28 protein-coding genes are annotated in these 25,392 nt (G+C 68.2%); 16 read left to right on the plus strand and 12 right to left on the minus strand.

What is annotated here, in order from left to right; genetic code table 11:
- Positions 1 to 17: 17 nt before the first annotated feature.
- From G6N47_RS14945 to G6N47_RS14975, 7 genes are all read left to right on the plus strand, one after another.
- Positions 18 to 566: a TIGR00730 family Rossman fold protein gene (locus G6N47_RS14945; RefSeq protein ID WP_083132553.1), complete on the plus strand. Its 549-nt coding sequence runs from the start codon at positions 18 to 20 to the stop codon at positions 564 to 566.
- 45 nt (positions 567 to 611) lie between these two features.
- Positions 612 to 2,387 (plus strand): long-chain-acyl-CoA synthetase FadD6, encoded by a 1,776-nt coding sequence (gene fadD6, locus G6N47_RS14950; RefSeq protein ID WP_083132554.1) that lies wholly within the window; start codon positions 612 to 614, stop codon positions 2,385 to 2,387.
- Positions 2,388 to 2,456: 69 nt separating this feature from the next.
- Positions 2,457 to 3,281, plus strand: coding sequence for a dihydropteroate synthase (gene folP, locus G6N47_RS14955; protein WP_232080340.1), 825 nt, complete (start codon positions 2,457 to 2,459; stop codon positions 3,279 to 3,281).
- Entirely contained in the window at positions 3,278 to 4,198 is a 921-nt protein-coding gene (locus G6N47_RS14960; protein WP_083132556.1) for a glucosyl-3-phosphoglycerate synthase, read from the plus strand. The genes folP and G6N47_RS14960 overlap by 4 nt, the downstream gene beginning before the upstream one ends.
- A 15-nt stretch (positions 4,199 to 4,213) precedes the next feature.
- Positions 4,214 to 4,519, plus strand: a complete 306-nt coding sequence (locus G6N47_RS14965; RefSeq protein ID WP_083132557.1) for a DivIVA domain-containing protein — start codon at positions 4,214 to 4,216, stop codon at positions 4,517 to 4,519.
- Complete coding sequence (locus G6N47_RS14970; RefSeq protein WP_083132558.1) at positions 4,516 to 5,082, plus strand: DNA-3-methyladenine glycosylase I; 567 nt, start codon at positions 4,516 to 4,518, stop codon at positions 5,080 to 5,082. The genes G6N47_RS14965 and G6N47_RS14970 overlap by 4 nt, the downstream gene beginning before the upstream one ends.
- A 158-nt stretch (positions 5,083 to 5,240) precedes the next feature.
- On the plus strand, positions 5,241 to 5,408 hold the full coding sequence (locus tag G6N47_RS14975) for a DUF3117 domain-containing protein (protein ID WP_003406247.1): 168 nt from the start codon (positions 5,241 to 5,243) through the stop codon (positions 5,406 to 5,408).
- 3 nt (positions 5,409 to 5,411) lie between these two features.
- Here G6N47_RS14975 and glgA read toward each other — a convergent pair whose 3' ends face one another.
- On the minus strand, positions 5,412 to 6,575 hold the full coding sequence (gene glgA, locus G6N47_RS14980) for a glycogen synthase (RefSeq protein ID WP_083132559.1): 1,164 nt from the start codon (positions 6,573 to 6,575) through the stop codon (positions 5,412 to 5,414).
- 85 nt (positions 6,576 to 6,660) lie between these two features.
- On the opposite strand from glgA, the gene glgC reads away from it, so the two are divergent.
- Positions 6,661 to 7,875 (plus strand): glucose-1-phosphate adenylyltransferase, encoded by a 1,215-nt coding sequence (gene glgC / locus G6N47_RS14985; RefSeq protein WP_083132560.1) that lies wholly within the window; start codon positions 6,661 to 6,663, stop codon positions 7,873 to 7,875.
- A gap of 28 nt (positions 7,876 to 7,903) precedes the next feature.
- Here the strand turns inward: glgC and G6N47_RS14990 are convergent, their stop codons facing one another.
- From G6N47_RS14990 to G6N47_RS15010, 5 genes are all read right to left on the minus strand, one after another.
- The gene (locus G6N47_RS14990) at positions 7,904 to 8,578 is read right to left on the minus strand and encodes a methyltransferase family protein (RefSeq protein WP_083132561.1); all 675 of its coding nucleotides are present in this window, start codon (positions 8,576 to 8,578) and stop codon (positions 7,904 to 7,906) included.
- 11 nt (positions 8,579 to 8,589) lie between these two features.
- Positions 8,590 to 10,227, minus strand: a complete 1,638-nt coding sequence (locus tag G6N47_RS14995) for an ABC transporter permease (protein ID WP_139799563.1) — start codon at positions 10,225 to 10,227, stop codon at positions 8,590 to 8,592.
- Positions 10,224 to 11,156, minus strand: coding sequence for an ABC transporter ATP-binding protein (locus G6N47_RS15000; RefSeq protein ID WP_083132562.1), 933 nt, complete (start codon positions 11,154 to 11,156; stop codon positions 10,224 to 10,226). Before G6N47_RS15000 ends, G6N47_RS14995 begins: the two co-directional genes overlap by 4 nt.
- The gene (locus tag G6N47_RS15005) at positions 11,146 to 11,784 is read right to left on the minus strand and encodes a TetR/AcrR family transcriptional regulator (protein WP_083132563.1); all 639 of its coding nucleotides are present in this window, start codon (positions 11,782 to 11,784) and stop codon (positions 11,146 to 11,148) included. Before G6N47_RS15005 ends, G6N47_RS15000 begins: the two co-directional genes overlap by 11 nt.
- 100 nt (positions 11,785 to 11,884) lie before the next feature.
- Positions 11,885 to 12,553, minus strand: coding sequence for an O-methyltransferase (locus G6N47_RS15010; RefSeq protein WP_083132564.1), 669 nt, complete (start codon positions 12,551 to 12,553; stop codon positions 11,885 to 11,887).
- A 187-nt stretch (positions 12,554 to 12,740) separates the two neighbouring features.
- Between G6N47_RS15010 and sigE the strand changes: the two genes are divergently transcribed.
- The 4 genes from sigE (at position 12,741) to tatB (ending at position 15,948) form a co-directional block, all read left to right on the plus strand.
- Entirely contained in the window at positions 12,741 to 13,493 is a 753-nt protein-coding gene (sigE, locus tag G6N47_RS15015) for an RNA polymerase sigma factor SigE (protein ID WP_083132642.1), read from the plus strand.
- Positions 13,494 to 13,597: 104 nt separating this feature from the next.
- On the plus strand, positions 13,598 to 13,984 hold the full coding sequence (gene rseA / locus G6N47_RS15020) for an anti-sigma E factor RseA (protein ID WP_083132565.1): 387 nt from the start codon (positions 13,598 to 13,600) through the stop codon (positions 13,982 to 13,984).
- A gap of 74 nt (positions 13,985 to 14,058) precedes the next feature.
- The gene (gene htrA, locus G6N47_RS15025; protein ID WP_083132643.1) at positions 14,059 to 15,561 is read left to right on the plus strand and encodes a serine protease HtrA; all 1,503 of its coding nucleotides are present in this window, start codon (positions 14,059 to 14,061) and stop codon (positions 15,559 to 15,561) included.
- The gene (tatB, locus tag G6N47_RS15030; RefSeq protein WP_083132566.1) at positions 15,562 to 15,948 is read left to right on the plus strand and encodes a Sec-independent protein translocase protein TatB; all 387 of its coding nucleotides are present in this window, start codon (positions 15,562 to 15,564) and stop codon (positions 15,946 to 15,948) included.
- A gap of 11 nt (positions 15,949 to 15,959) precedes the next feature.
- On the opposite strand, the gene G6N47_RS15035 is transcribed toward tatB, so the two are convergent.
- The 4 genes from G6N47_RS15035 to G6N47_RS15050 form a co-directional block, all read right to left on the minus strand.
- On the minus strand, positions 15,960 to 17,108 hold the full coding sequence (locus G6N47_RS15035; protein ID WP_083132567.1) for an Mrp/NBP35 family ATP-binding protein: 1,149 nt from the start codon (positions 17,106 to 17,108) through the stop codon (positions 15,960 to 15,962).
- 25 nt (positions 17,109 to 17,133) lie between these two features.
- Complete coding sequence (locus G6N47_RS15040; RefSeq protein WP_083132568.1) at positions 17,134 to 18,534, minus strand: lytic transglycosylase domain-containing protein; 1,401 nt, start codon at positions 18,532 to 18,534, stop codon at positions 17,134 to 17,136.
- 216 nt (positions 18,535 to 18,750) lie between these two features.
- Complete coding sequence (locus G6N47_RS15045; RefSeq protein ID WP_083132569.1) at positions 18,751 to 19,287, minus strand: DUF1003 domain-containing protein; 537 nt, start codon at positions 19,285 to 19,287, stop codon at positions 18,751 to 18,753.
- Positions 19,284 to 20,579, minus strand: coding sequence for a magnesium transporter MgtE N-terminal domain-containing protein (locus G6N47_RS15050; protein ID WP_083132570.1), 1,296 nt, complete (start codon positions 20,577 to 20,579; stop codon positions 19,284 to 19,286). The genes G6N47_RS15045 and G6N47_RS15050 overlap by 4 nt, the downstream gene beginning before the upstream one ends.
- Before the next feature lie 24 nt (positions 20,580 to 20,603).
- Between G6N47_RS15050 and G6N47_RS15055 the strand changes: the two genes are divergently transcribed.
- Complete coding sequence (locus tag G6N47_RS15055) at positions 20,604 to 21,560, plus strand: HpcH/HpaI aldolase/citrate lyase family protein (RefSeq protein ID WP_083132571.1); 957 nt, start codon at positions 20,604 to 20,606, stop codon at positions 21,558 to 21,560.
- Between the two features lies 1 nt (position 21,561).
- Here the strand turns inward: G6N47_RS15055 and G6N47_RS15060 are convergent, their stop codons facing one another.
- Both G6N47_RS15060 and G6N47_RS15065 read right to left on the minus strand, forming a co-directional pair.
- Positions 21,562 to 21,999, minus strand: a complete 438-nt coding sequence (locus G6N47_RS15060) for a DUF4190 domain-containing protein (protein ID WP_083132572.1) — start codon at positions 21,997 to 21,999, stop codon at positions 21,562 to 21,564.
- The gene (locus tag G6N47_RS15065; protein ID WP_083132573.1) at positions 21,999 to 22,334 is read right to left on the minus strand and encodes a DUF4190 domain-containing protein; all 336 of its coding nucleotides are present in this window, start codon (positions 22,332 to 22,334) and stop codon (positions 21,999 to 22,001) included. The genes G6N47_RS15060 and G6N47_RS15065 overlap by 1 nt, the downstream gene beginning before the upstream one ends.
- A 142-nt stretch (positions 22,335 to 22,476) precedes the next feature.
- On the opposite strand from G6N47_RS15065, the gene G6N47_RS15070 reads away from it, so the two are divergent.
- The 3 genes from G6N47_RS15070 to G6N47_RS15080 all read left to right on the plus strand — a co-directional run bounded on the left by G6N47_RS15070 (position 22,477) and on the right by G6N47_RS15080 (position 25,388).
- On the plus strand, positions 22,477 to 23,004 hold the full coding sequence (locus G6N47_RS15070; protein WP_083132574.1) for a general stress protein: 528 nt from the start codon (positions 22,477 to 22,479) through the stop codon (positions 23,002 to 23,004).
- A 96-nt stretch (positions 23,005 to 23,100) separates the two neighbouring features.
- Positions 23,101 to 24,507 (plus strand): extracellular solute-binding protein, encoded by a 1,407-nt coding sequence (locus G6N47_RS15075; protein ID WP_083132575.1) that lies wholly within the window; start codon positions 23,101 to 23,103, stop codon positions 24,505 to 24,507.
- A complete protein-coding gene (locus tag G6N47_RS15080) occupies positions 24,504 to 25,388 on the plus strand; it encodes a carbohydrate ABC transporter permease (RefSeq protein ID WP_083132576.1) in 885 nt (294 codons plus the stop codon). The genes G6N47_RS15075 and G6N47_RS15080 overlap by 4 nt, the downstream gene beginning before the upstream one ends.
- The last annotated feature ends 4 nt before the right edge of the window (positions 25,389 to 25,392 follow it).

Genomic DNA, 25,392 nt, shown 5'->3' on the forward strand with positions numbered 1-25,392 from the left:
GGATTAGGTTTCGGTGTGTGACTGGCAAACAGTGGGCAGTCTGTGTGTACTGCGCGTCCGGGCCGACGCACCCGGAGCTGCTGGCGCTGGCCGCCGCGGTCGGCGAGGCGATCGCCGAGCGTGGCTGGACGCTGGTGTGGGGCGGGGGCAACGTCTCGGCGATGGGCGCGCTGGCCACCGCCGCGCGGACCCGCGGCGGATGGACCGTCGGCGTCATCCCGAAGATGCTGGTCCACCGCGAGCTCGCCGACACCGATGCCGACGAGCTGATCGTCACCGACACGATGCGTGAACGTAAGCAGGTGATGGAGGACCGCGCCGACGCGTTCCTGGCGCTGCCCGGCGGGATCGGCACCCTCGAGGAGCTGTTCGAGGCGTGGACCGGGGCCTACCTCGGCATGCACGACAAACCAGTGGTGATGCTCGACCCGAGCGGTCACTTCGACGGGCTTCGGGCGTGGCTGTACGGGCTGGTCGACAGCGGGTACGTGTCGCAGGCGGCGCTGGACCGGCTGGTGGTCGTCGACGAGCTGGATGCGGCGTTGGCCGCGTGTTCACCCGCCTGAACGTTGGGGGTTAGGCTGGCCGCCAAGTTCGTCAGAGGGGAAACAGTGGCTGAACACGACGCCCGCAAATCGGTCGGGCTAGTCGACATCGCAAGCCGGGTGCCGAGGGTAATAGCCGACTTGCCGGTGATGGCGCGCGGGGTGCTGACCGGGCTGGTGGCCCGGCCGACCTCCAAGACGTCGATCGGCAAGGTGTTCCAGGACCGCGCCGCCCGCTACGGCGACCGGGTCTTCCTGAGGTTCGGTGACCAACGGCTGACCTACCGCGAGGCCAACGCGACCGCCAACCGGTATGCCGCGGTGCTGGCCGCGCGGGGTGTCGGGCACGGCGACGTCGTCGGGATCATGCTGCGCAACTCGCCCAACGCGGTGCTGATGATGCTGGCCGTGGTCAAGTGCGGCGCGATCGCCGGCATGATCAACTACCACCAGCGCGGCGAGGTGCTGGCCCACAGCCTGGGTCTGCTCGACGCCAAGGTGCTGGTCTCCGAATCCGACTTGGTAGACGTCGTCGCCGAATCCGGCGCGCCCGGCGCCGAGCCGCTGACCATCGAGGAGATGGAGCGCCTGGCCGCCACCGCGCCGACCACCAACCCGCCGTCTGCCTCGGCGGTGCTGGCCAAGGACACGGCGTTCTACATCTTCACCTCGGGCACCACCGGACACCCCAAGGCCAGCGTGATGACCCACCGCCGGTGGCTGGCCGCGCTCGCCGCGTTCGGCGGGTTGGGTTTGCGGCTGAAGAGCAGCGACACCCTGTACAGCTGCCTGCCGCTCTACCACAACAACGCGCTGACGGTCGCGGTGTCGTCAGTGATCAACTCCGGTGCGACGCTGGCGCTGGGCAAGAAGTTCTCGGCGTCGCAATTCTGGGACGAGGTGATCGCCTACGACGCGACGGCTTTCATCTACATCGGCGAGGTCTGCCGCTATCTGCTCAACCAGCCGCCCAAGCCGACCGACCGCGCCCACAAGGTGCGGCTGATCGCCGGCAACGGCCTGCGCCCGGAGATCTGGGAGGAGTTCACCACCCGGTTCGGCATCGAGCGGGTGTGCGAGTTCTACGCCGCCAGCGAGGGCAACACCGCGTTCATCAACATCTTCAATGTGCCCAAGACAACCGGGATCTCGCCGTTGCCGTTGGCCTACGTCGAGTACGACCCTGACACCGGCGCCCCGCTGCGCGACGAGAACGGCCGGGTGCGCCGGGTGCCGCCGGGTGAGCCGGGTCTGCTGATCAGCCCGGTCAACAAACTGCAGCCCTTCGACGGCTACACCGACCCGGCGGCCAGCGAAAAGAAGTTGGTGCGCAACGCTTTTCGTGAGGGCGACTGCTGGTTCAACACTGGTGACGTGATGAGCCCGCAAGGTATGGGACATGCCGCTTTTGTCGACCGGCTCGGCGACACGTTCCGGTGGAAGGGCGAAAACGTCGCCACCACCGAGGTCGAGGCGGCGGTGGCGGCGGAAAAATCCGTCGAGGAGTGCGCGGTATTCGGGGTCGAGATCCCGCGCACCGGCGGGCGGGCCGGGATGGCCGCCGTCAAACTGCGCGACGGCGCCGAGTTCGACGGCAAGGCGCTCGCGCGCGCGGTGTACGACCGGCTGCCGGTGTATGCGCTGCCGCTGTTCGTGCGGGTGGTGGACTCGATGGAGCACACCACCACGTTCAAGAGCCGCAAGGTCGATCTGCGTGAACAGGGCTACGGGCCGGGCATCGAGGATCCGCTGTACGTGCTGGCCGGCCGCGACGAGGGCTACGTGCCGTTCTACGACGACTACCCGGACGAGGTGGCGGCCGGTAAGCGGCCGCAGGGGTAGGCCGGGCACGATAGACGGGTGCAGTCAACGCTCTGCGGCCGCCCGGTCGCCGGTGATCGCCCGCTGATCATGGCGATCGTCAACCGCACCCCGGATTCGTTCTACGACCGCGGCGCTACCTTCACCGACGACGCGGCCAAGGCCGCCGCGCACCGGGTCATCGCCGACGGCGCCGACGTCGTCGACGTGGGCGGCGTCAAGGCCGGTCCCGGGCAAAACGTCGACACCGCCACCGAAACCGCGCGGGTGGTGCCGTTCATCGAATGGCTGCGCGACGCCTACCCCGAGCAGCTGATCAGCGTGGACACCTGGCGTTCGGACGTGGCCCGGCAGGCCTGCCGGGCCGGCGCCGATTTGATCAACGACACCTGGGGCGGCGTCGACCCCGAAATGCCCGCCGTCGCAGCGGAATTCGGGGCCGGTCTGGTGTGCTCGCACACCGGCGGCGCGCCGCCCCGAACCCGGCCCTTCCGGGTCAGCTACGGAACGACCACCCGCGGCGTGGTCGACGACGTGATCCGCGAAGTCACCGCCGCCGCCGAGAAGGCCGTCGCCGCCGGCGTGGCCCGCGACCGGGTGCTGATCGACCCGACTCACGACTTCGGCAAGAACACCTTCCACGGCCTGGCGTTGTTGCGCCACCTGGAAGATCTTGTTAACACCGGATGGCCCGTGCTGATGGCGCTCTCCAACAAGGATTTCGTCGGGGAGACTCTGGGCGTGGAGCTGACCGAACGCCTGGAGGGAACGCTGGCGGCCACCGCGCTGGCCGCCGCGGCCGGCGCCCGGATGTTCCGGGTGCACGACGTCGGGCCCACCCGGCGGGTGCTGGAAATGGTGGCGTCGATCCAGGGGCGACGGCCGCCGACACGGACGGTGAGAGGACTGGCGTGACTGAGCTTCTCGCTGCCTTGCCGGGTGACACCTGGCTGTCGGACCGCAGCTGGATCCGCCCGAGCTGGACGGTCGACGAATTAGTGGCCGCCAAGGCCGGCCGGACCATCTCGGTGGTGCTGCCCGCCCTCAACGAGGAAGACACCATCGAATCGGTCATCGATTCCATCTCGCCGGTGGTCGGCGGGCTGGTCGACGAGCTGATCGTGCTCGACTCGGGCTCCACCGACGACACCGAGATCCGCGCGATCGCGGCCGGCGCGCGCGTCGTCACCCGCGAGCAGGCTCTGCCCGACGTTTCGTCGCGGCCCGGCAAGGGCGAGGTGCTGTGGCGCTCGCTGGCCGCCACCAGCGGCGACATCGTGGTGTTCGTCGACTCCGACCTGATCGACCCGCACCCGATGTTCGTGCCGTGGCTGGTCGGCCCGCTGCTCACCGGCGACGGCGTTCACCTGGTCAAAAGCTTCTACCGTCGGCCCCTCAATGGCGAAGGCGCCACCGGCGGCGGGCGGGTCACCGAACTGGTCGCGCGCCCGCTGCTGGCGGCGCTGCGGCCCGAGCTGAGCTGTGTGCTGCAGCCGCTCGGCGGCGAATACGCCGCCAGCCGCGAACTGTTGATGTCGCTGCCGTTCGCGCCCGGCTACGGCGTGGAGATCGGCCTGCTGGTCGACACCTACGACCGGCTGGGCCTGGACGCGATCGCCCAGGTCAACCTCGGTGTGCGGGCGCACCGCAACCGGCCGCTGGCAGAGCTGGGGCCGATGAGCCGTCAGGTGGTCGCCACGCTGCTCTCGCGCTGTGGCATCCCCGACTCCGGCGTGGGCCTGACCCAGTTCTTCGTCGACGGCGACGGCTACAGCCCGCGCACGTCGGCGGTGTCGCTGAGCGACCGGCCGCCAATGAACACCATGCTTTAGGGCAATATCGGTGCCGTGGCGTTGGTATTGCTCTATCTGGTGGTGCTGATCCTGGTCGCGATCGTGCTGTTCGGCGTGGCCAGCCTGCTGTTCGGCCGCGGCGAGCAGCTGCCGCCGCTGCCCCGGGCGACGACGGCGACGGTGTTGCCGGCGTCCGGCGTGACCGGCGCCGACGTCGACGCCGTCAAGTTCACCCAGGTGCTGCGCGGCTACAAGACCAGCGAAGTGGACTGGGTGCTGGACCGCCTCGGCCAGGAACTTGACTCGCTACGCGGCCAACTCGCTTCCATGCATGCCATCGAGGAGAAAGACCCGGAGTGACCGACGCGCTGGTCCGCTGCGGCTGGGCTGTCGGGGAGCTCTACCGCGACTACCACGACAACGAATGGGGCCGCCCGGTGCGCGACGGCGTCGCGTTGTTCGAGCGGATGAGCCTGGAGGCATTCCAGAGCGGCCTGTCGTGGCTGACGATCCTGCGCAAGCGGGAAAACTTCCGGCGCGCGTTCGACCGCTTCGACATCGAGACCGTCGCGCGCTACACCGACGCCGACGTGGCCCGGCTGATGGCCGACGAGTCGATTGTGCGCAACCGCGCCAAGATCGAGGCGACGATCGCCAACGCCCGCGCCGCCGCCGACCTGGGACCCGAAGACCTCGCCGAACTGCTGTGGTCGTTCGCGCCGGCACCCCGGCCCAGGCCTGCTGATCCCTCCGAAGTGCCTTCGGCGACTGCGGAATCCACCGCGATGGCGCGCGAATTGAAGCGGCGCGGCTTCCGCTTTGTGGGACCGACCACCGCCTATGCCCTGATGCAGGCGACCGGGATGGTCGACGACCACCTGCGCAGTTGTTTTGTGGCACCGATCACCCGCGCAGACAGTTGAACCCGGGTCTTGTGCACCCCGTCGTCGTCCATAGGGAACAATGGGGGAGTGAATTGGCAGTTCAACGCCGGGTATGGCCGGGATTTCACTGGCGGCGCGTACCCGGCGCCGACCAGGTCCGCGACGGCGGGCCCGTTCGAAGCTGGAGGGAGCACTCGATGGCGGCGATGAAGCCCCGGACCGGTGACGGTCCACTGGAAGCGACCAAGGAGGGGCGCGGCATCGTGATGCGGGTACCGCTGGAAGGCGGTGGCCGACTCGTCGTCGAGCTGACGCCCGACGAAGCCGCCGCACTGGGTGACGAACTCAAGGGCGTCACCAGCTAAGCGTCACGCGCAGACCTTCCGATAGATCTCCAACGTCTGCTCGGCGATGTGCGCCCAGGAGAATTCCGCGATGCAGCGCTGGCGTCCCGCCTGACCGAAGCGCTCCGCCCTCTCCGGATCGGCGAGCAGAGCATTGACCGCCTCGGCCAAATCCGCCGGATAATCGGCGGGTTCGCCGGGGTTGTAGTGCACCAGTAGCCCGCTGACGTGATCGGCAACCACTTCGGGTATCCCGCCGACGTCGGAGGCCACCACCGCCGTCGCGCAGGCCATGGCCTCCAGGTTGACGATCCCCAACGGCTCGTAGACCGAAGGGCACACGAAAACTGTTGCAGCCGAAAGTATCTCGCGTATTTTGCCGATTGGGAGCATCTCGCGGATCCAGAACACCCCGGTTCGCGTGCGGGCCAGGTCGGTGACCGCCGCGGTGACTTCGGCGGCAATCTCGGCGGTGTCGGGCGCTCCCGCGCACAGCACCACTTGCGCGTCGGCGTCGAACCGGTGCGCGGCGGCCAGCAGATGGGCAACGCCTTTCTGACGTGTGATCCGCCCGACGAATGCGACGACCGGCCGCTGCGGGTCGACACCCAGCTCGGCCAGGATCGACCCATTCGGGTCGCGCCCCACCGGGTACCACACGTCGGTGTCGATCCCGTTGCGCACGACGTGAACCCGGCTGGGGTCCAGTGCCGGATAGACCCGCAGCACGTCGTCGCGCATGCCGGAGCTGACGGCGATGACGGCGTCCGCGGCCGTCGCCGCCGTGTGTTCCACCCAGGACGACAGCCGGTAGCCGCCGCCGAGCTGTTCGGCCTTCCACGGCCGCGACGGCTCCAGCGAATGGGCGGTCAGCACGTGCGGGATGTCGTGGAGGAGGCCGGCCACATGTCCTGCCAAGCCGGTGTACCAGGTATGGGTGTGCACCACGTCGGCACCGGCGGCCGCGTTGGCCATCAACAGATCAGCCGACAGCGTCGACAATGCCGGGTTGGCGCCCTGCAATCGGGGGTCGGGCTGATACGCCGCGGCCGTCGGGCGGGGCGCCCCCATGCAGTGCACGTCGACCCGGCACAGGTTGCGCAGGTGCGCAACCAACTGGGTGACGTGCACCCCGGCGCCGCCGTACACCTCGGGCGGATACTCCCGCGTCATCATCGCCACCCGCATATCCGGCACGGTAGCTCAAATTGCTTGACGGACAGTCGGTCGATTGCCCTGGCAGCGGTTCGAGGTGGCCGATAGGTTTGAACCCATGAGGGAAGCGCCACACGTGCTGGGCATTGTCCTGGCCGGTGGGGAGGGCAAGCGGCTGTATCCGCTGACGGCGGACCGGGCCAAGCCGGCAGTTCCCTTCGGCGGCGCCTATCGGCTGATCGACTTCGTGCTGTCCAATCTCGTCAACGCCCGCTACCTGAGGATCTGCGTTCTCACGCAATACAAGTCCCATTCGCTGGACCGTCACATCTCGCAGAACTGGCGACTTTCCGGTCTGGCCGGCGAGTACATCACCCCGGTGCCGGCGCAGCAGCGGCTGGGCCCGCGCTGGTACACCGGCTCGGCCGACGCGATCTACCAGTCGCTCAACCTGATCTTCGACGAGGACCCCGACTACATCGTGGTTTTCGGCGCCGACCACGTCTACCGGATGGATCCGGAACAGATGGTCCGGTTCCACATCGACAGCGGGGCCGGGGCGACGGTGGCCGGGATCCGGGTGCCGCGCGCGGAGGCGACGGCGTTCGGTTGTCTCGACGCCGACGATTCCGGGCGCATCCGCAGTTTCGTCGAGAAGCCGGCCGACCCGCCCGGCACTCCTGACGACCCGGAATCCACCTTCGTCTCGATGGGCAACTACATCTTCACCACCAAGGTGCTGATCGACGCGATCCGCGCCGACGCCGAGGACGACCACTCCGACCACGACATGGGTGGCGACATCATCCCGCGGCTGGTGGCCGACGGGCTGGCCGCGGTCTACGACTTCTCCGACAACGAGGTGCCCGGCGCCACCGACCGTGACCGCGCTTACTGGCGTGACGTCGGAACCCTGGATGCGTTCTACGACGCGCACATGGACCTGGTGTCGGTGCATCCGGTGTTCAACCTCTACAACAAGCGCTGGCCGATCCGGGGTGCGACGGAAAACCTGGCGCCGGCCAAGTTCGTCAACGGCGGCTCCGCGCAGGAATCGGTGGTGGGCGCGGGCAGCATCATCTCGGCGGCCTCGGTGCGCAATTCGGTGCTGTCGTCGAACGTCGTCGTTGACGACGGTGCGATCGTGGAGGGCAGCGTGATCATGCCGGGCACCCGGGTCGGCCGCGGCGCGGTGGTGCGCCACGCGATTCTGGACAAGAACGTGGTCGTGGGACCCGGCGAGATGGTCGGAGTGGATCTGGAGAAGGATCGCGAGCGCTTCGCGATCAGCGCCGGCGGGGTGGTCGCCGTCGGCAAGGGCGTCTGGATCTAGCCCTGCCCTCGCGGCAGACGTTCCGTCGTCACCACACGTAGGGCACCAGGCGGTAGTGCACCTGCTCGGCGTACTCGCGGTATCCCGTCAGCTCGTGGGTGAGCAATTCTTCTTCATCGCGAATTCGAATGGCAAGCACGGCAATGCCGGGAATGAGGAACAGAAGTCCCCAATACGAGCCGAGCGCCAACGGAATGCCCACCATCATGATCACGTTGCCGGTGTACATCGGATGCCGGACCAACCCGTACAGGCCGGTGGTGATCACCTTCTGGTCCGCCTCGACGGTGACATTGGCTGCGGCATAACTGTTCTGGATGACCACCAGCATGGCCACACCCAGTCCGATCGCGACCAGGACATCGCCGACAAGGCACACCGTGGCGGGCACCGACGACCAGCCGAAGCGGTGGTCAAGCGCACTGAGCACAATCGTCCCCAGCATCGACAACAACGCGATGGAGATGATGATCCTTTGCAGCACTCTGGTTTCCGCGAGCGGGCCGGCGCGCAGGCGCCGCTCCAGGGCGGCCGGGTTGGTGCGCATCAAGTAGATGCTGGGAATCCAGGTGGAGACCGTGAAGACGGCAAGAAATACCCACGCCTGCCAGTAATGCAGGGTGCCCGCCGGCCAGAACAGCATCAGGCCGAAGGCAGCAAATCCGATGACAGCTGAAAGTAGCGTTTTGGCAAGCGTTTTCATGATAACATCCTCTAGTTGCGCAGATCGCGACGCCGGAATGCCGCCGCTCCCAGCGCAATCAGTGTCGTGTCGATCGCCAGCAACCACAGCAGCGGAACAGCGGTGAAGTCACCGCCGCCCACCCGCGGAATGTGCGCGAACGGTTCGATGTCGAGCAGCCACTGCGGAAAGCCGGCCAGTGAACCGATCAGATACAACGCGACGAACGCCACCAGCACGCCCCACGCCACCGGTGTGAACCGCGGCGCCACGCCGAATAGCGCGGCCGTGACCGCGGCCAGCAGCCACACTGCCGGAAGCTGTGCGGCCGCGGTCCCGATCACTGTGGACACCTTGCCGGCGACGTCGTCAGCGGCGAGGCCATAGGCCAGTCCGGCGGTGAGCCCGGCGAGCAGCAGCGCAGCGGCGGGCCCGATCAACGCTATCCCCAGATGACTTGCCAGCCAACGGGTTCGGCTCGTCGCGCCGCTCAGCAGCGTCTCGGCGCGCTGGCCGGTCTCCTCCTGGTGCAGGCGCAAGGATAGCGAGATGGCGAATGCCGCCGCGGCCATGCCCAGCATGCAGAACGCCACCGCGAGGAACGCCCGCTCCAGCGCCGTGGTGCCACCCATCCGTGCGACGATGTCGCGGACCGAGGCGCTGCCGCCGATTTCGTCGCCGATGCCGTGCACGATGCTGCCGACCAGCAAGCCGTAGAGGCACAGCCCGACGGTCCACAGCACCAGTGAGCCGCGGTCGAGCCGCCATGCCAGTCCGCCGGCGCCCTGCAACGTCGGTGCGGCGCTCGCCGGCCCCGGGCGTTCGGCGATCAGCCCCGCGCCCACGTCCCGGCCGGCGAGCAACCGGTAGGCCACCATTGTGAGCACCGCGGTCGTCGCTATGTGCAGCAGTAGCACCCACCACCGCTCACCCGCGTACGGCCGGGCCTGCAGGGACCACCCGAGCGGCGAAAGCCACGACAAGGTTCCCGAGCCGGCGTCGCCGACCGCGCGCAATGTGAACGCTGCGGCCAGCACGGAAAACGCAGTGCCACGGGCGAATCGGGCGCTGGGTGACAATTGAGCGGCCACCGCGGCCACGGCGGTGAATACCAAGCCGGAGCCGGCCAGTGCCGCCCCGAACGCCAGCGACCCGCCTGGTGCGACGTTGGTGGTGAGCAGCCCCGCCGCACCGATCGCGCCGGTGGTGACCGACGCGCCGAATGACAGCAGTAGGGCCGCCGTCAGGTTGGCGTAGCGGCCCACCACCGTCGAGTCGAGAAGCTCGGCGCGGCCGGTCTCCTCGTCGGCGCGGGTGTGCCGAATCACCGTGAGGATCACCGCCACCGCGATGAGCAGATGGAACATGCCGGCCTTCCAGATCCCGACGGCGCCGATGTTGTCCGCGTAGACCTGGCCGTAGAGTGCACGCTGGGCAGGGCTGGCCATGATCGAGGCCGCGAACGCGTCACGCGCTGCCTGATCCGGGTAGACCTTCTCGATAGAGCCGACATACACAGTTGCCAGCGGTACCGACAACAGCAAGACCCACAGCGGCAGCACAATCCGGTCGCGACGCAGGTAGAGCCGCAGCATCCCGAGTGTTCCGGTGAAGGGCGAGCCACGTTGCGGCGCTTTGTGTATGGGCCGGTCCAGAGTGGCGGTACTCATGCCCGCACCTCCTGTTGGCTGCGGCCACGCTGTCCGTCGCCATAGTGGCGCAAGAACAGCTCTTCCAGAGTTGGCGGCTGGCTGACCAGGCTGCGCACACCGGCATCGCCCAGAACCCGGATGAGTTCGCCGAGGCTTTCGCTGTCGACCTGGGCGTGCACCGTGTTGCCGTCGATGCTGACGTCCTCGACGCCGCGGATACGGGTGAGATCACCAGGGTCGCGGATCATTTCGGCCTTGATCGAGGTGCGACTGAGATGACGCATCGACTCCAGCGAGCCGCTCTCGACGGTCTTGCCGGCTCGGATGATCGTCACGCGCTCGCACAGGGCTTCGGTCTCGGCGAGGATGTGGCTTGACAACAGCACGGTGACGCCGCGGGCCCGCGCCTCGGCCACGCACTGCTGGAATACGTTCTCCATCAACGGGTCCAGGCCGCTGCTGGGCTCGTCGAGCAACAGCAGCCGCGCATACGACGAGAAGGCCGAAATGAGAGAAACCTTCTGCCGGTTGCCCTTCGAGTATGTGCGCGCCTTTTTGTGTGGATCCAGGTCGAATCGCTCGATCAGCTCCGCGCGGCGTTTTTCGTCGAGGCCGCCGCGCATGCGGGCCAGCAGGTCGATCGTTTCACCGCCGGTCAGGTTGGGCCACAGGGTCACATCGCCTGGTACATAAGCGATCTGTCGATGCAGCTCGACGGCGTCGTGCCACGGGTCGCCGCCGAGCAGGCGGGCGGTTCCGCTGTCGGCTTTGACGACTCCGAGCAGAATGCGAATCGTCGTCGACTTCCCGGCGCCGTTGGGTCCGAGGAAGCCGTGCACCTCGCCCTCGCGGACCGTGAGATCGAGGCCGTCGAGCGCTCGAACGGCACCGAAATCCTTTGTCAGATTGCGGATTTCGATAGGGGCCCGGCCGTGGTCAACTGACATTGGCTTCTCCTTGTTCGGCTTGAGCGAGGAATGCTTCGTACATGGTCTTGTCCGCCATGAGTCCTTCGGTGTAGAGCTCGAGGGCGGGCAGGATCATGTCGCGGGCGTAGTCGCGCAATACGGCACGAATGTCCGTGGCGTTGTCGTGCAACTGCAGATACATCAGAAACCCACCGCCGCCGGTGATGGCGAGGTATTTGGCACGGGCCTTGGGGTCGCGACTGGGTTTGAGCGTGCCGATGCGCACCCCTTCGTCGAGGTAATCCTCAGCATCGTCGATCATCTTGCGCCACAACGTCTTTGCCAGGTCGCCGCCTTCCTGCATGCTGCGCATCAGGTAGGCCATCAGCGGCGCATAGGACTCGATCTCGGCCAGCGCGGCGAACCAGGTAGCAGGATCGGTGGACCGCATTGCCTCCAACTTCCCGCTGCGGACCTCGTCGGCGATGTAGTCGTCGCAGGCCCTGCGCAGCCCTTCCTTGGAGCCGAAGTGGTGGATGACCAGGGCGGCGCTCACCCCGGCGGCATCGGCGATCGCCCGCAGTCCGACGCCGAAACCCTGCTGTCCGAATTGCTCGATCGCGGCGTCGCGGATCCGCGCCGCTGCGGTCAAGTCGGCTGAACGCATGTTCAGTACATTAAACGCGCGTTCAGCCGCCGTCAAGCATGGACGCGCGAGCAGACACAAAATTGCATGGATGAGGGCTGAAGAATGTGCTCGGCAGTAACTAGTCGCGGACGGCGGCCAGCAGGCCGTCGCCGAGCGGCACCAAGGCCGGTGTGAGGCGCTCGTCCTCGGCGATCAGCCGTGCCGCCTCGCGCACTGCGGTCACCTCGGGGTCGTGGGCAGCGGGATCGCCCGCCCGTCCGCCCAGCGCGGCCCGGTGGATGACGATCAGCCCGCCGGAACGCAGCAGCCGAACCCCCTCGACGACGTAGTCGGGTTGGTCGATCGGGTCGGCGTCGATGAACACGAGGTCGTAGGAGTCGTCGGCCAGCCGGGTCAGCACCTCCTGCGCGCGGCCGCTGATCAGCCTGGTGCGTGACGGCCCGACGCCCGCGTCGCTGAACGCCTGCTTGGCGATGCGCTGGTACTCGGGCTCGATGTCGATCGTGGTCAGCACCCCGTCGTCGCTCATCCCGGACAGCAACCACAGTCCGCTGACGCCTGCACCGGTGCCCACCTCGACGAGGGCTTTACCGTTGCTGAGCTTGGCCAGCAAGCTCAGCAACGCGCCGACCGCCGGGGTGACCGCGCCCGCACCGATGTCCATGGCGCGCTCCCGGGCCGCCGCCAAGATCGCATCCTCGGAGATCGACTCCTCGGCATGGGCATAGATGGCCGCGGCACGACTGGACTGGGCCGCCTGGCCGGGTGGGTGGTCGGTGCTGGCCATGCCCCGCAGCGTAGAGCCAACCCCGGCCACGGTCAGGCAGGCGCGCCCCTAACGAGCCGACACGCCCGGACGCCAACGCCGTTCAACGTCACAAAGTCCCAGCGCCGACGCGGTGCCGGCCGGGTTTCTCAGCGAAAGCTCAGTCGCGTCACATGCCGGCCACACCCCGATAGGCAACGGTATGTACATGGATCGCGGAGGACGCTGGGCCGGGAATACAGCATGCAGTCTCGGCGTTGCCCGCGGTGACGCGCTGCCATATGGCAGCGGGACCAATTCGGAGGATCTGACCATCACCACCCTGATGAGCCCGGCGAGCATGTCGCACCCTGAGCGCTACCGCGACGCCGACTGGGTTGAGCCAACTGACGAGCCGTACGGCACCGCGATCTTCGACGCGACCGGTGACAAGGCGGCGATGCCGTCGTGGGACGAACTGGTACGTCAACACGCCGACCGTGTCTACCGGCTGGCCTACCGGCTGTCCGGCAACCAGCACGACGCCGAGGACCTCACCCAGGAAACCTTCATCCGGGTCTTCCGGTCGGTGCAGAACTATCAGCCGGGTACCTTCGAGGGCTGGTTGCACCGCATCACCACCAACCTGTTCCTCGACATGGTGCGTCGACGTGGCCGCGTCCGGATGGAGGCATTGCCCGACGACTACGACCGGGTGCCCGCCGACGAGCCCAACCCCGAGCAGATCTACCACGACGCCCGCCTGGGTCCGGATTTGCAGGCCGCGCTGGATTCGCTGCCGCCGGAGTTCCGCGCCGCGGTCGTGTTGTGCGACATCGAGGGCCTGTCCTATGAGGAGATCGGCGCCACCCTCGGCGTGAAGCTGGGCACGGTAAGAAGCCGTATCCACCGTGGCCGGCAGGCGCTGCGCGACTACCTGGCGGCGCACCCCGAGCACGCCGACCGTTCCGCCACCGCCTGACGACACTCGGCCTTCCGGGCTGTTCAGTGGTATTGCGCACCGGGGTAGCGCGCTACATTCGAGGTAGTGCCGTGCATTCGCGCGATACCGAGAGGAGCTTGGCGATGGTCGACCGGGGACATGTGTTCCGCCGTGCGTTCTCCTGGCTTCCCTCCCAATTTGCCTCGCAGAGCGACGCACCGGTCGGCGCGCCCCGCCAATTCGGCTCCACCGAGCACCTGTCCACCGAGGCCATCGCGGCGTTCGTCGACGGTGAGCTGCGGATGACCGCACACCTGCGCGCCGCCCACCACATTTCGCTGTGTCCCGAGTGTGCCACCGAAGTCGAGGATCAGAGCCGAGCGCGCGCCGCGTTGCGCGATTCCAGCCCGATCAGTATCCCCAGCTCACTACTGGGGTTGCTGTCCCAGATCCCGCAGACGCCCCCCGACGACACGTTCTCCGACCCGTTGGCCGGCGGCAGCGCGCGTGACCGGCGTAAGCGCCGGTAGGGTGGATTAGCCGGTGTCAGACGCCGTGCTCGTACCCACAGCGGGTGTTTCTCCAGCGCTCGGAAGAGGATGACGTGACCTCCGACCAAGACAAGTACGGCGGCCACCGGCTGGCGCCGCGACCCGTTTCGCGGCCACCGGTCGACCCCGCGTCGCAGCAGACGTTCAGCCGCCCCAACGGCGTGCAGGGCTCGTTTGTGGCGGAGGCGGTGCGCCCGCCCAAGTACCGCAACCAAAGCGAATTCACCCCGCACGACGAGCCGGCCGACCCGGTGCTCGCCGAGGCCTTCGGGCGCCCGTTCCCGGACGCCGAATCGCTGCAGCGCCACCCCACCGATGCCGGCGCGCTGGACGCCGAAAAAGACCAGGATCAGCCCTCAGACGCCGACGACCCGTGGCGCGACCCGGGAGCGGCCGCCGCGCTGGGTAGCCCTGCGCTGGCGCCGTCGCCTCCGCGTGGTGCCGCGGGGCTCGGCGGCAAACTCGGTGTGCGCGACGTGCTGTTCGGCGGCAAGGTCTCCTATCGGGCGCTGGCCGTCCTGATCGCCATCGCGCTGGTCATCGGGATACTCGGCGGCTGGGTCGGTCGCAAGACCGCCGAACTCGCCGAGGCGTTCACCACGTCGAAGGTGACGCTGTCCACCAGCGGCAACAAGGAAGAGCCGGCCGGCCGGTTCGCCAAAGTGGCCGCCGCGATCGCCGACTCGGTCGTGACGATCGAATCTGTCAGCGACCAGGAGGGCATGCAGGGCTCCGGGGTGGTGATCGACGGCCGCGGCTACATCGTCACCAACAACCACGTCATCTCCGAGGCGGCCAACAACCCCAGCCAGTGGAAGACGAGCGTCGTGTTCAACGACGGCAAGGAAGTACCCGCCAACCTGGTGGGCCGCGACCCCAAGACCGACCTGGCCGTGCTCAAGGTCGACAACGTCAACAACCTGACGGTGGCCCGCCTGGGCGACTCGGACAAGGTGCGTGTCGGCGACGAGGTGCTGGCCGCCGGTGCGCCGCTCGGGCTGCGCAGCACCGTCACGCACGGCATCATCAGCGCGCTGCACCGCCCGATCCCGTTGTCGGGTGACGGCTCGGACACCGACACCGTCATTGACGCGGTGCAGACCGACGCCTCGATCAACCACGGCAACTCCGGGGGCCCGCTGATCGGGATGGATTCCCAGGTGATCGGCATCAACACGGCCGGCAAGTCGCTGTCCGACAGCGCCAGCGGGCTGGGTTTCGCGATCCCGGTCAACGAGGCGAAAGAAGTGGCGCAGACGCTCATCAAGGACGGCAAGATCGTGCACCCGACGCTGGGGCTGAGCACGCGCTCGGTGAGCAATGCCATCGCCTCCGGCGCTCAGGTGGCCAACGTGAAAGCCGGCAGTCCCGCGCAGCAGGCCGGGATTTTGGAGAACGACGTCGTGGTCAAGGTCGGCAACCGGCCCGTCGCCGACGCCGACGAGATGGTTGTTGCGGTGCGCCAGTTGACAATTGGTCAGGATGCCCCCATCGAGGTGGTGCGCGACGGGCGGCACGTGACGCTGACGGTGAAGCCGGGTCCGGACAACAGTTAAGTGTTCGCCAACGTCGGCTGGGGGGAGATGCTCGTCCTCGTGGTGGTCGGGCTGGTGGTCCTCGGCCCCGAGCGGCTGCCGGGTGCAATCCGCTGGAGCGCCAACGCTCTTCGGCAGGCCCGCGACTACCTCAGTGGGGTGACCGAGCAGCTGCGCCAAGACATCGGACCCGAATTCGACGATCTGCGTGAGCCGTTGAGCGAGTTGCAGAAGCTGCGCGGTATGACGCCGCGGGCGGCATTGACCAAGCATCTGTTCGACGGCGACGATTCGCTGTTCACCGGCAAGTTCGACCGGGTGGAGGAAGGTGTTCCGCCGCCAACCGCCTACCCGCCGTCCCCCGAGCCGCTCGACGGGCCCGCGCCGTTTGATGCCGACGCGACGTAGCGCACAGTCGCTCAGTGCTTGGTCGGATCGAGGCCCAACGACATACCGGCCAGCCCTCGCCGCCGCGACGACAGGGCGTCGGCGACCCGGCGCAGTTCCTTGCCCACCGCCGAATCCGGCGCGCTGAGCACGATCGGCACGCCGGAGTCGCCGGCGGTCACCAGCGCGGGATCCAGCGGGATCTGCCCCAGCAGCGGCACGTCGGCGCCGACCGCGCGGGACAGCCGTTCGGCCACCTGCTGGCCGCCGCCCTCGCCGAACACCTGCAGCTGCGAACCGTCGGGCAGCATCAGCCAGGACATGTTCTCCACCACGCCGACGATGCGCTGACGGGTCTGCAAGGCGATGCTGCCCGCGCGTTCGGCGACTTCGGCCGCCGCGTGTTGCGGTGTGGTCACGACCAGGATTTCGGCGTTGGGGATCAGCTGCGCCACCGAGATGGCGATGTCGCCGGTGCCCGGCGGTAAGTCGAGCAGCAGCACGTCGAGATCGCCCCAGTAGACGTCGGCGAGGAACTGCTGCAACGCCCGGTGCAGCATCGGCCCGCGCCACACCACCGGGGTGTTCCCCTGGGTGAACATCGCGATCGAAATCACCCGCACGTCATGGGCGATCGGCGGCAGGATCATCGATTCGACTTGCGTGGGCCGGTCGGTGGTGCCCATCATCCGGGGGACCGAATGGCCGTGGATGTCGGCGTCGAGCACGCCCACCGACAAGCCGCGCGCGGCCATCGCCGCGGCTAGGTTGACCGTGACCGTCGACTTACCGACGCCGCCCTTACCGGAGGCGACCGCATAGACCCGAGTCAGCGACCCCGGCTGGGCGAACGGGATGACCGGCTCACGGGCGTCGCCGCGCAGCTGCTTGCGCAGTTCGGTGCGCTGCTCGTCGCTCATCACGTCCAGGCCGACGGTGACCGCGCCGGTTCCGGGCACGTCGGCGACCGCCTGGGCGACCCGCTCGCTGATTTCCGTTTTCTTCGGGCACGCGGCCGTGGTCAGGTAGACCTCTACATGCACGGCGCCGTTCGGCCCGACGTCAACGCTCTTGACCATCCCGAGTTCGGTGATCGGGCGCCGCAGTTCGGGGTCGATCACCTTGGCCAGCGCCGCGCGGATCGCGGCCGTGAGGTCGGCGTCGTCGTGGGTTTCAGACATCACCGCCGAGTGTAGGCGGCGTCGGTCAGTTGGCCGGACCTGGCAGGGGGCCCGGGCCCGACGCGGGGTTGGTCGCCGCCGGAGGCTGCGGTGCGCCCTGCTGGGGTGGACCCGGCGCGGCGGGCGGGGCGCCGACCTGCGGGCCGGCCGCCGGCGGGGCCGCAGGTGATCCGGGTGCTGCCACCCCCGGGGGCGCGGGAGGCAGACCGGCCGGCGGCGGCGCAACCAACGGTGGTTGGCCGGGCTGCTGGCCGGGCACCGCCTCCTGCGGCCCGATGCAGATCACCGTGCAGCTCGACGAGCGGGCAGGCAGCTGTTGCTGTTGTTGCTGCGCCCACGGCCACATCGGCTGCTGGCCGGCGGCGGCGGATTGGCTAAGGTCGATCAGCGGCATCTGCGCCAGCGGGTCGGTCGAGGGCAGGCCGTGGATGTTGAGCGGCAGCCCGGGCCCGATGCCCTCGGCATTCTCCAGGTGTTCCAGATGCATGTCGGCCAGCGGCGGCGGGGCTCCTGTGAGCGGCGGCAAGTCGACCGGCACCACGCCGGTGGCATAGGCAGCCGCCCAGCCCAACACGTTCTGCGCGTAGGGCATCGAGTTGTTGTAACGCAAGATCGCGGACAGCACCTGCGACGAGTCGCGCAGGTCCAATCCGCCGCTGCACAGATAGCGGGCCGCGGCCAGCGTGGAGTCGTAGAGGTTCTGCGGATCGGCGACGCCGTCGCCGTCGCCGTCGGAGGCATACCGCGCCCAGGTGCCGGGCAGGAACTGCATCGGCCCCATCGCGCGCGCGAACGTGACCCGGCCCGGCGCTGTGCTTTGGACAATGACCTCGTTTCCGGGCAACGTGCCGTCGAGGGCGGGGCCATAGATCGGCCGCACCGCCGTGCCGCGCGCGTCCGTGGCACCGCCGTTGGCATGCATCGATTCGATGCGGCCGATCCCCGCCAGCAGGTTCCAGCTGATCCCGCATGCCGGGGCGTTTGCGGCCATGATCCGCTCCGCGTTGCGGTACGCGGACAGCGCCATCGACGGAATCCCCAGGGCGCCAGGCGAATTCACCACGACGGTCGGCGGCGGCGCCGACACGGTGGCCGCCGCGATGTGGAAGGCCTTGAGGGGCCGCACCAGCGAGACGACCATCGGGCCCGACGGGTCACTGGAGACCGGCGCGACCGCGGCAACCGGGGTGATGCCGGCATTGCGCACCGTTGGCATCGGCGCGCGGAAGGGTGGGGCGGCGGCGCCCACGGCTCCGGCGAAAACCAGTGCGACGATCACGGCCACACCGAAGACCGGGGTCTGCGTCACACCGCTGAGCTGCCGCGGCAGCGCCGCTCTGAATACCGGGGCCTGGGTCAGACGGCGCAGCTGCCGTCGCACCATTGCAAGGGCCGGGTGTGCACCCCAGCGTCCCCCTATGCGCACTCGACCGTCCTTGAGTATTCGAGCCTTATCCGGGCGCTCCCGACGCCCGAAGTGGGCCTCGTGAACTAAGTCACCATACATAACAGTTGTGACCGCTGTGGCGGCAATGGCGGAGTATGTGATCGCAGATTCCGCGCGATCGCGCCGCGCTTGCGATCGCGCTGGGCTGTTGAGCGCGACCCGCTGCGCCCGGCTTCGCCGCGCTTGCGATCGCGCTCAGGATTTCCTGGCGCGGCCGTCTACACCGTCACCCGTGCCCGCCGGCTCGCTGATGTCGGCCTGGCGATCTTCCAGCAGGCTTCGCAGGCTCTCCAGTTCGTGGCGCAGGTAATCGCGGGTCTTGGCCACCTCGCCGATCGCCAGCCGCAACGCGGCCAGCTCGCGGGCCAGGTATTCGGTGTCGGCCTTGGTCTGGGCGGCGCGCCGACGATCCTCTTCGAGCGCTACCCGGTCGCGGTTCTCCTGCCGATTCTGGGCCAGCAGAATCAGCGGCGCGGCATACGCGGCCTGGGTCGAGAACGCCAGGTTGAGCAGGATGAACGGGTAAGGGTCCCAGCGCAGCCCGACCGCGAAAACGTTCAGCGCAATCCAGGCCACCACCACGACGGTCTGCAGCAACAGGTAGCGGCCAGTGCCGAAGAACCGGGCAACCGATTCGGTGACCTGACCCACTGCCTCGGGATCCACCCGCGGCGCGAGCGTGCGCGACGTGCGTGGCGTGTACAACCGCGCCCGCGCCGACGTTTTACTCACGACGCTCCTCCGGCCACATCCAGCGCCGGCTCCTCGCTGCTGGCCCGCCAGTCGTGCGGCAATAAGTGGTCGAGCACGTCGTCGACCGTCACCGCCCCCAGCAGGTGGTTCTGCTCGTCGACGACCGGGCCGCAGACCAGGTTGTACGCCGCGAAGTAGCGCGTCACCGCGGGCAGTGAGGTGTCCGGTGTCAGGCGGGGCAGATCGGTGTCGACGATGCCGCCGGTCAACGCGGCCGGCGGCTCGCGCAGCAGCCGCTGCAGGTGCACACAACCCAGGTACTGACCGGTCGGGGTGGCGGTCGGCGGGCGCACCACGAAGACCAGCGACGACAACGCCGGAGTCAGGTCGGGATCGCGGACCCGGGCCAGCGCCTCGGCGACCGACGTGTCCGGTGTCAGCACCACCGGATCGGATGTCATCAAGCCGCCCGCGCTGTCGGGGGAGTGGGTCAGCAGCCGTCGTACCGGATCGGACTCGTCGGGATCCATCCGGCGCAGCAACACCTCCGCCTCGGTGGGGTTCATCATGCCGAGCAAGTCGGCGGCGTCGTCGGGATCCATCTCCTCGAGCACCATTGCGGCCCGTTCGGTGCCCAGCTGCGTCAGCACGTCGGCCTGGTCCTCCTCGGGCAGTTCCTGCAGGATGTCCGCCAGCCGGTCGTCGTCGAGCGCCTTGACCACCTCGTAGCGCCGCTTGGGCGGCAGCTCACGCAGGGCGTCGGCCACCTCGATCGGCCGCCCCTCCTCGAACTGGTGCAGCAGCTGCGCCACGCCCTGCCCGGGCATCGCCAGCGCGGAGGGCGTCAGGCCAATCACGTTGTGCCAGTCGACGACGTAGACGCCGCCACGCCGACCCAGCCGCCGCATGCTGCGCACGGCGACGCGGGTCACCATCCAGTCGCGGGTTCGGGTCTGTTCGATGCCGAGATCGGTGATCACCACGTCGGTATCGGCCAGCTGCGGCAGTTCGGGATCGTTGACCCGCACCTTGGTGTCCAGAACCTGGCCCAGCACCAGCACTTCGCCCGGCCGCTGCTCGAACCGATGCAGCGACACGCTGGTGGTGTTCAACGTCACCGCGTTGGGCTCGATTGCGGCGACGCGTCCGATCGGCACGAAAATCCTTCGGCGCGAAGGCAATTCGACGACGAGGCCGAGCACGCGCGGCTGTTGGCGCACGATGCTGATGCTGACGACGACGTCGCGCACCCGGCCGAGCGACTCGCCCATCGGGCCCAGCACCAGCATTCGCGCCAGCCGTGCCACGTACACCCGGTTGATCGACGTCATGGTTCAAACTGTAGGAGTGAAACGGTGAATAACGCCTATCGACCCCGCCGGACCTGCCTGTCGGTTCCCGGTAGTAGCCAGAAGATGATCGACAAGGCCAAGGGATTGCCGGCCGACGAGGTCTTTCTCGACCTCGAAGATGCCGTCGCACCGGACGCCAAGGAACCGGCCCGCAGCCGGGTGGCCGCTGCGCTCGCCGAGCCGGGGTGGGCCGGGCAGTTGCGTGGCGTGCGAGTCAACGGCTGGACGACGCCGTGGACCCACGCCGACGTCATCGAGGTGGTCTCGGCCGCGGGCCCGCAACTCGATGTCGTTGTGCTGCCGAAGGTTTCCGACGTCTCGCATGTCACCGCGCTGGATCTGCTGCTGACCCAGTTGGAAACCATCCACGGACTCCCGGTGGGCGGCATCGGCATCGACGCGCAGATCGAAGACGCCCGCGGCCTGCTCAACGTTGACGCGATCGCTGCTGTCCCGCGGGTGCAGGCCCTGGTGCTGGGTCCGGCGGACCTGATGGCCAGCCTCAACATGCGCACGCTGGTCGTCGGCGAGCAGCCCGAGGGCTACGACGTCGGCGATGCCTACCACCACGCGCTGATGACGATTCTGGTGGCGGCGCGCGCGCACGGCATCGCCGCCGTCGACGGGCCGTACCTGAAGGTGCGCGATGTCGAGGCCTTCCGGCGGGTGGCGGGCCGGTCGGCGGCGCTGGGCTACGACGGCAAATGGGTCCTGCATCCCGACCAGATCGCGGCCGGCAACGAGATCTTCAGCCCGCGCCAGGACGAGTACGACCACGCCGAGCTGATCCTGGAAGCGTACGAATGGCACACCTCGAGTGCCGGTGGCGCCCGCGGCGCGGTGATGCTCGGCGACGAGATGATCGACGAGGCCAGCCGCAAAATGGCATTGGTGATCGCGGCCAAGGGACGCGCGGCGGGCATGCAGCGCCGGTCGGATCCGTTCGTTCCGCCTGCCTAACTCAAGAGCGGGTCATGATGCTCAGGCCCACAAACAAAAGCCCGATGATGGCCAGCACCAGCAGCGCGAAGATGGCCGCACCCACCGCAATGCCGGCGATCGCCAGCCCGCGGCCCTGTTGGTGGGTGTGCTTGATCTGGTTGAGCGCGACGACGCCCAGCACGACGCCGACCAGCGGGATCAGCAAACCGAGGTAGCAGAAGAACGTCAGCGGTACACCCAGGAAGATGCCGGCGATCGACGTGGTCAGCGACGCGATCGCCAGACCGTTCGTTCCTGCCGGGCCGTAGGGGTATCCCGGTGGGCCGCCGTACCCGAACGGACCACCCGGATACGGCGGTGGTGGCGGATACACCGGATAGTTCACCGGCGGGTTGGGGTCGACGGGGTTCCACGGGTATTGCTCTTCGCCCGGGTACGGCTGGTTGGGGCCGGTCACTAGCGCAACCGGACGGTCATGAAGAAAACGATGCCGACCACCAGGGTCCCGATGCCGACCACGATGCCGGTGACGGCCAGGCCGTAACCCTGCTGCCGAGTCTGCTTTATCTGGTTGACGGCGACGGTGCCCAACACAATGCCCACGATGGAGCCGACGCCGCACAGCAGGCCGACCAGCGACGCGACCAAGGAAGCTATCGCCAGGGTGTTGGTTCCGGGCTGTTCTGGATAGCCGTCGTAGCCGCCCTGCGGATAACCGGGCGGCCGGTAGGCCGGCGGCTGGTTGGGCCCGTCTGGCGCTCGCTCGCCGAACTCGCCGCCGGGAACTGTCATGGCGTTCAACCTAAACGATGCGGGCGACGGGCGGCCCGGACTGGCAGAGCCCGCCTGCGGCGCGAGCCTCTACCGTATGTGCTGGTAGAAGATCGAAGGCGGCCCGCTGCCACCCGGCACGTCGGCAGAGGAGAATAACAGCATGACCAGCCCTTACCAGCCCGGACAGGTTCCCGGCTCCACACCCGCCACCCCGGCGGCCGGGCGGCGTGGCGCACCCGGACTGCCGACCCCGCCCAAAGGCTGGCCGGTTGGGTCGTACCCCACCTATGCGGAAGCGCAGCGAGCCGTCGACTACCTGTCCGAGCGAGCATTTCCGGTGCAGCAGGTAACGATCGTCGGTGTCGACTTGATGCAGGTCGAACGGGTCACCGGCCGGCTGACCTGGCCGAAGGTTCTCGGTGGCGGCGTCTTGAGCGGCGCCTGGTTGGGGCTGTTCATCGGCTTGGTGCTGGGGTTTTTCAGCCCCAACCCGTGGGCGGCGCTGGCCACCGGTCTGATCGCCGGGGTTTTCTTCGGCCTGATCACGTCGGCGGTGCCCTATGCGATGGCGCGTGGCACCCGGGATTTCAGTTCGACGATGCAACTGGTCGCCGGCCGCTACGACGTGCTGTGCGATCCGCAAAACGCCGAGAAAGCCCGCGACCTGCTCGCCCGCCTGGCGATCTGACCCCTCACGACCGTGGCATGCATACCGGGCGTGTTGCATCTCACGTGTAGCCGGCTCTACCGTTCTGCCGCGGGCGACGAGAGAAAGGCGGGTGCCGTGGTTGGTCGCGGGCGGGCACGCCAACTGGCCGCGGCCGTGCTGGCGGCGCTGACCACCGCCTCGGTTTCGTCGTGCGGATCGTCCGACACCGGTGTGGTGGTGAGCCTCTACACGCCGGCCAACGAAGCCGCGACACTCACTGCGCTCGCCCGGCGTTGCACCGACCAGCTCGGCGGCCGGTTCACCATCCGGCAGTTCAGCCTGCCCCGATCGGCGGACGACCAGCGGCTGCAGTTGGCCCGCCGGCTCACCGGCAACGACCGCACCCTGGACGTGATGGCCATCGACGTGGTGTGGACCGCGGAGTTCGCCGACGCGGGCTGGGCGCTGCCGCTGTCCGACGACCCCTCCGGCCGGGCCGAGGCCGACGCCACCGCCGACACGCTCCCGGGCCCGCTCGCGACCGCCCGCCGTCGACACAAGCTCTACGCGTCACCGCTGACGACGAATACCCAATTGCTTTGGTACCGCGCAGATTTGATGGACAAACCACCGACCACCTGGGATGGCATGGTGGCCGAGGCGACGCGGCTGCACGACGCCGGCAAACCGAGCTGGATCGCGGTGCAGGCCAAGCAATACGAGGGGCTGGTGGTGTGGTTCAACACGCTGCTGGTCAGTGCCGGCGGCCAGGTGCTGTCCGACGACGGCAAGGCCGTCACGCTGACCGACACCGCGGCCCACCGCGCGGCGACCGTCCGGGCGCTGCAGACCCTGAAGTCGGTGGCCACCGCGCCCGGCGCGGACCCGTCGATCACCCAGACCGACGAGGGCGCAGCGCGATTGGCGCTCGAGCAAGCCAAAGCCGCTCTGGAGGTCAACTGGCCGTTCGTGCTGTCCTCCATGCTCGAGAACGCCATCAAGGGCGGTGTGGCGTTCCTGCCGCTGAATCGGCGTGCGGACCTGGCGGGCAGCATGGACAGCGTGGGCAATTTCGATCCGACCGACGAGCAGTTCCGTGCGGCCTACGAGGCCGCCAAGTCGGTGCTCGGCTTCGCGCCTTATCCGGGTGTGCAGTCCGGTCGGCCGGCCAAGGTGACGATCGGCGGATTGAACCTGGCGGTGGCCAAGACGACTCGCCACAAGGCGCAAGCCTTCGAGGCGGTGCGCTGCCTGCGCAGTCTGGCCAACCAGAAATACGTCTCGATCGAAGGCGGCCTGCCGGCGGTGCGCGCGTCGCTGTATTCCGACCCGCAGTTCCAGGCGAAGTACCCGATGTATGACGTGATTCGCCGACAACTCACCGACGCAGCCGTGCGCCCGGAGACACCGCTGTACCAAGCGGTGTCCACCCGGATCTCGGCGACGCTGGCCCCGATTACCGCCATCGATCCGGAGAAGACCGCAGACGCGCTCACCGAGCAGGTGCAGAAGGCCATCGACGGTAAGGGTTTGATCCCATGACCGCGACCGAGGGCCGGCGCTCGGAGCGCCGGTTGGCGTTTGCATTGGTGGCGCCCGCGGTGATTCTCATGCTGGCGGTGACGGCGTACCCGATCGGCTACGCGGTGTGGTTGAGCTTGCAGCGCTTCGGTTTTGCCACACCGGGCGACGCCAAGTTCGTCGGTCTGGCCAACTACCAGACCATCTTGACCGACCGGTTGTGGTGGACGGCGTTCGTGGTCACGCTGGCGATCACCGTGGTTTCGGTGTCGCTCGAGTTCGTGTTGGGCTTGGCGTTGGCGTTGATCATGCACCGGAGCCTGTTCGGCAAGGGCGTGGTGCGCGCGGCGGTGCTGATCCCGTACGGCATTGTCACGGTGGCCGCGTCGTACAGCTGGTACTACGCCTGGACGCCGGGCACCGGGTATCTGGCCAACCTGCTTCCGCAGGGCAGCGCGCCGCTGACCCAGCAGATTCCGTCGCTGGGCATCGTGGTGCTCGCCGAGGTCTGGAAGACGACGCCGTTCATGGCCCTGTTGCTGCTGGCCGGGTTGGCGTTGGTGCCCGACGACCTGCTCAAGGCCGCGCAGGTCGACGGCGCGGGTGCCTGGCGACGGCTGTTCAAAGTCATCCTGCCGCTGATCAAACCGGCGATCCTGGTGGCGCTGCTGTTCCGCACCCTGGATGCCTTCCGGATCTTCGACAACATCTACGTGCTCACCGGCGGCTCCAACAACACCGATTCGGTGTCGATGCTCGGCTATGACAACCTGTTCAAAGGCTTCAATGTTGGCCTGGGCTCGGCGATCTCGGTGCTGATCTTCCTCAGTGTGGCGATCATCGCGTTCGTCTTCGTCAAGGTGTTCGGCGCCGCCGCACCGGGCGGTGATGGCCGTGGCTGAGCGG

It is taken from the genome of Mycobacterium branderi, from assembly GCF_010728725.1.
Lineage (GTDB): Bacteria > Actinomycetota > Actinomycetes > Mycobacteriales > Mycobacteriaceae > Mycobacterium > Mycobacterium branderi.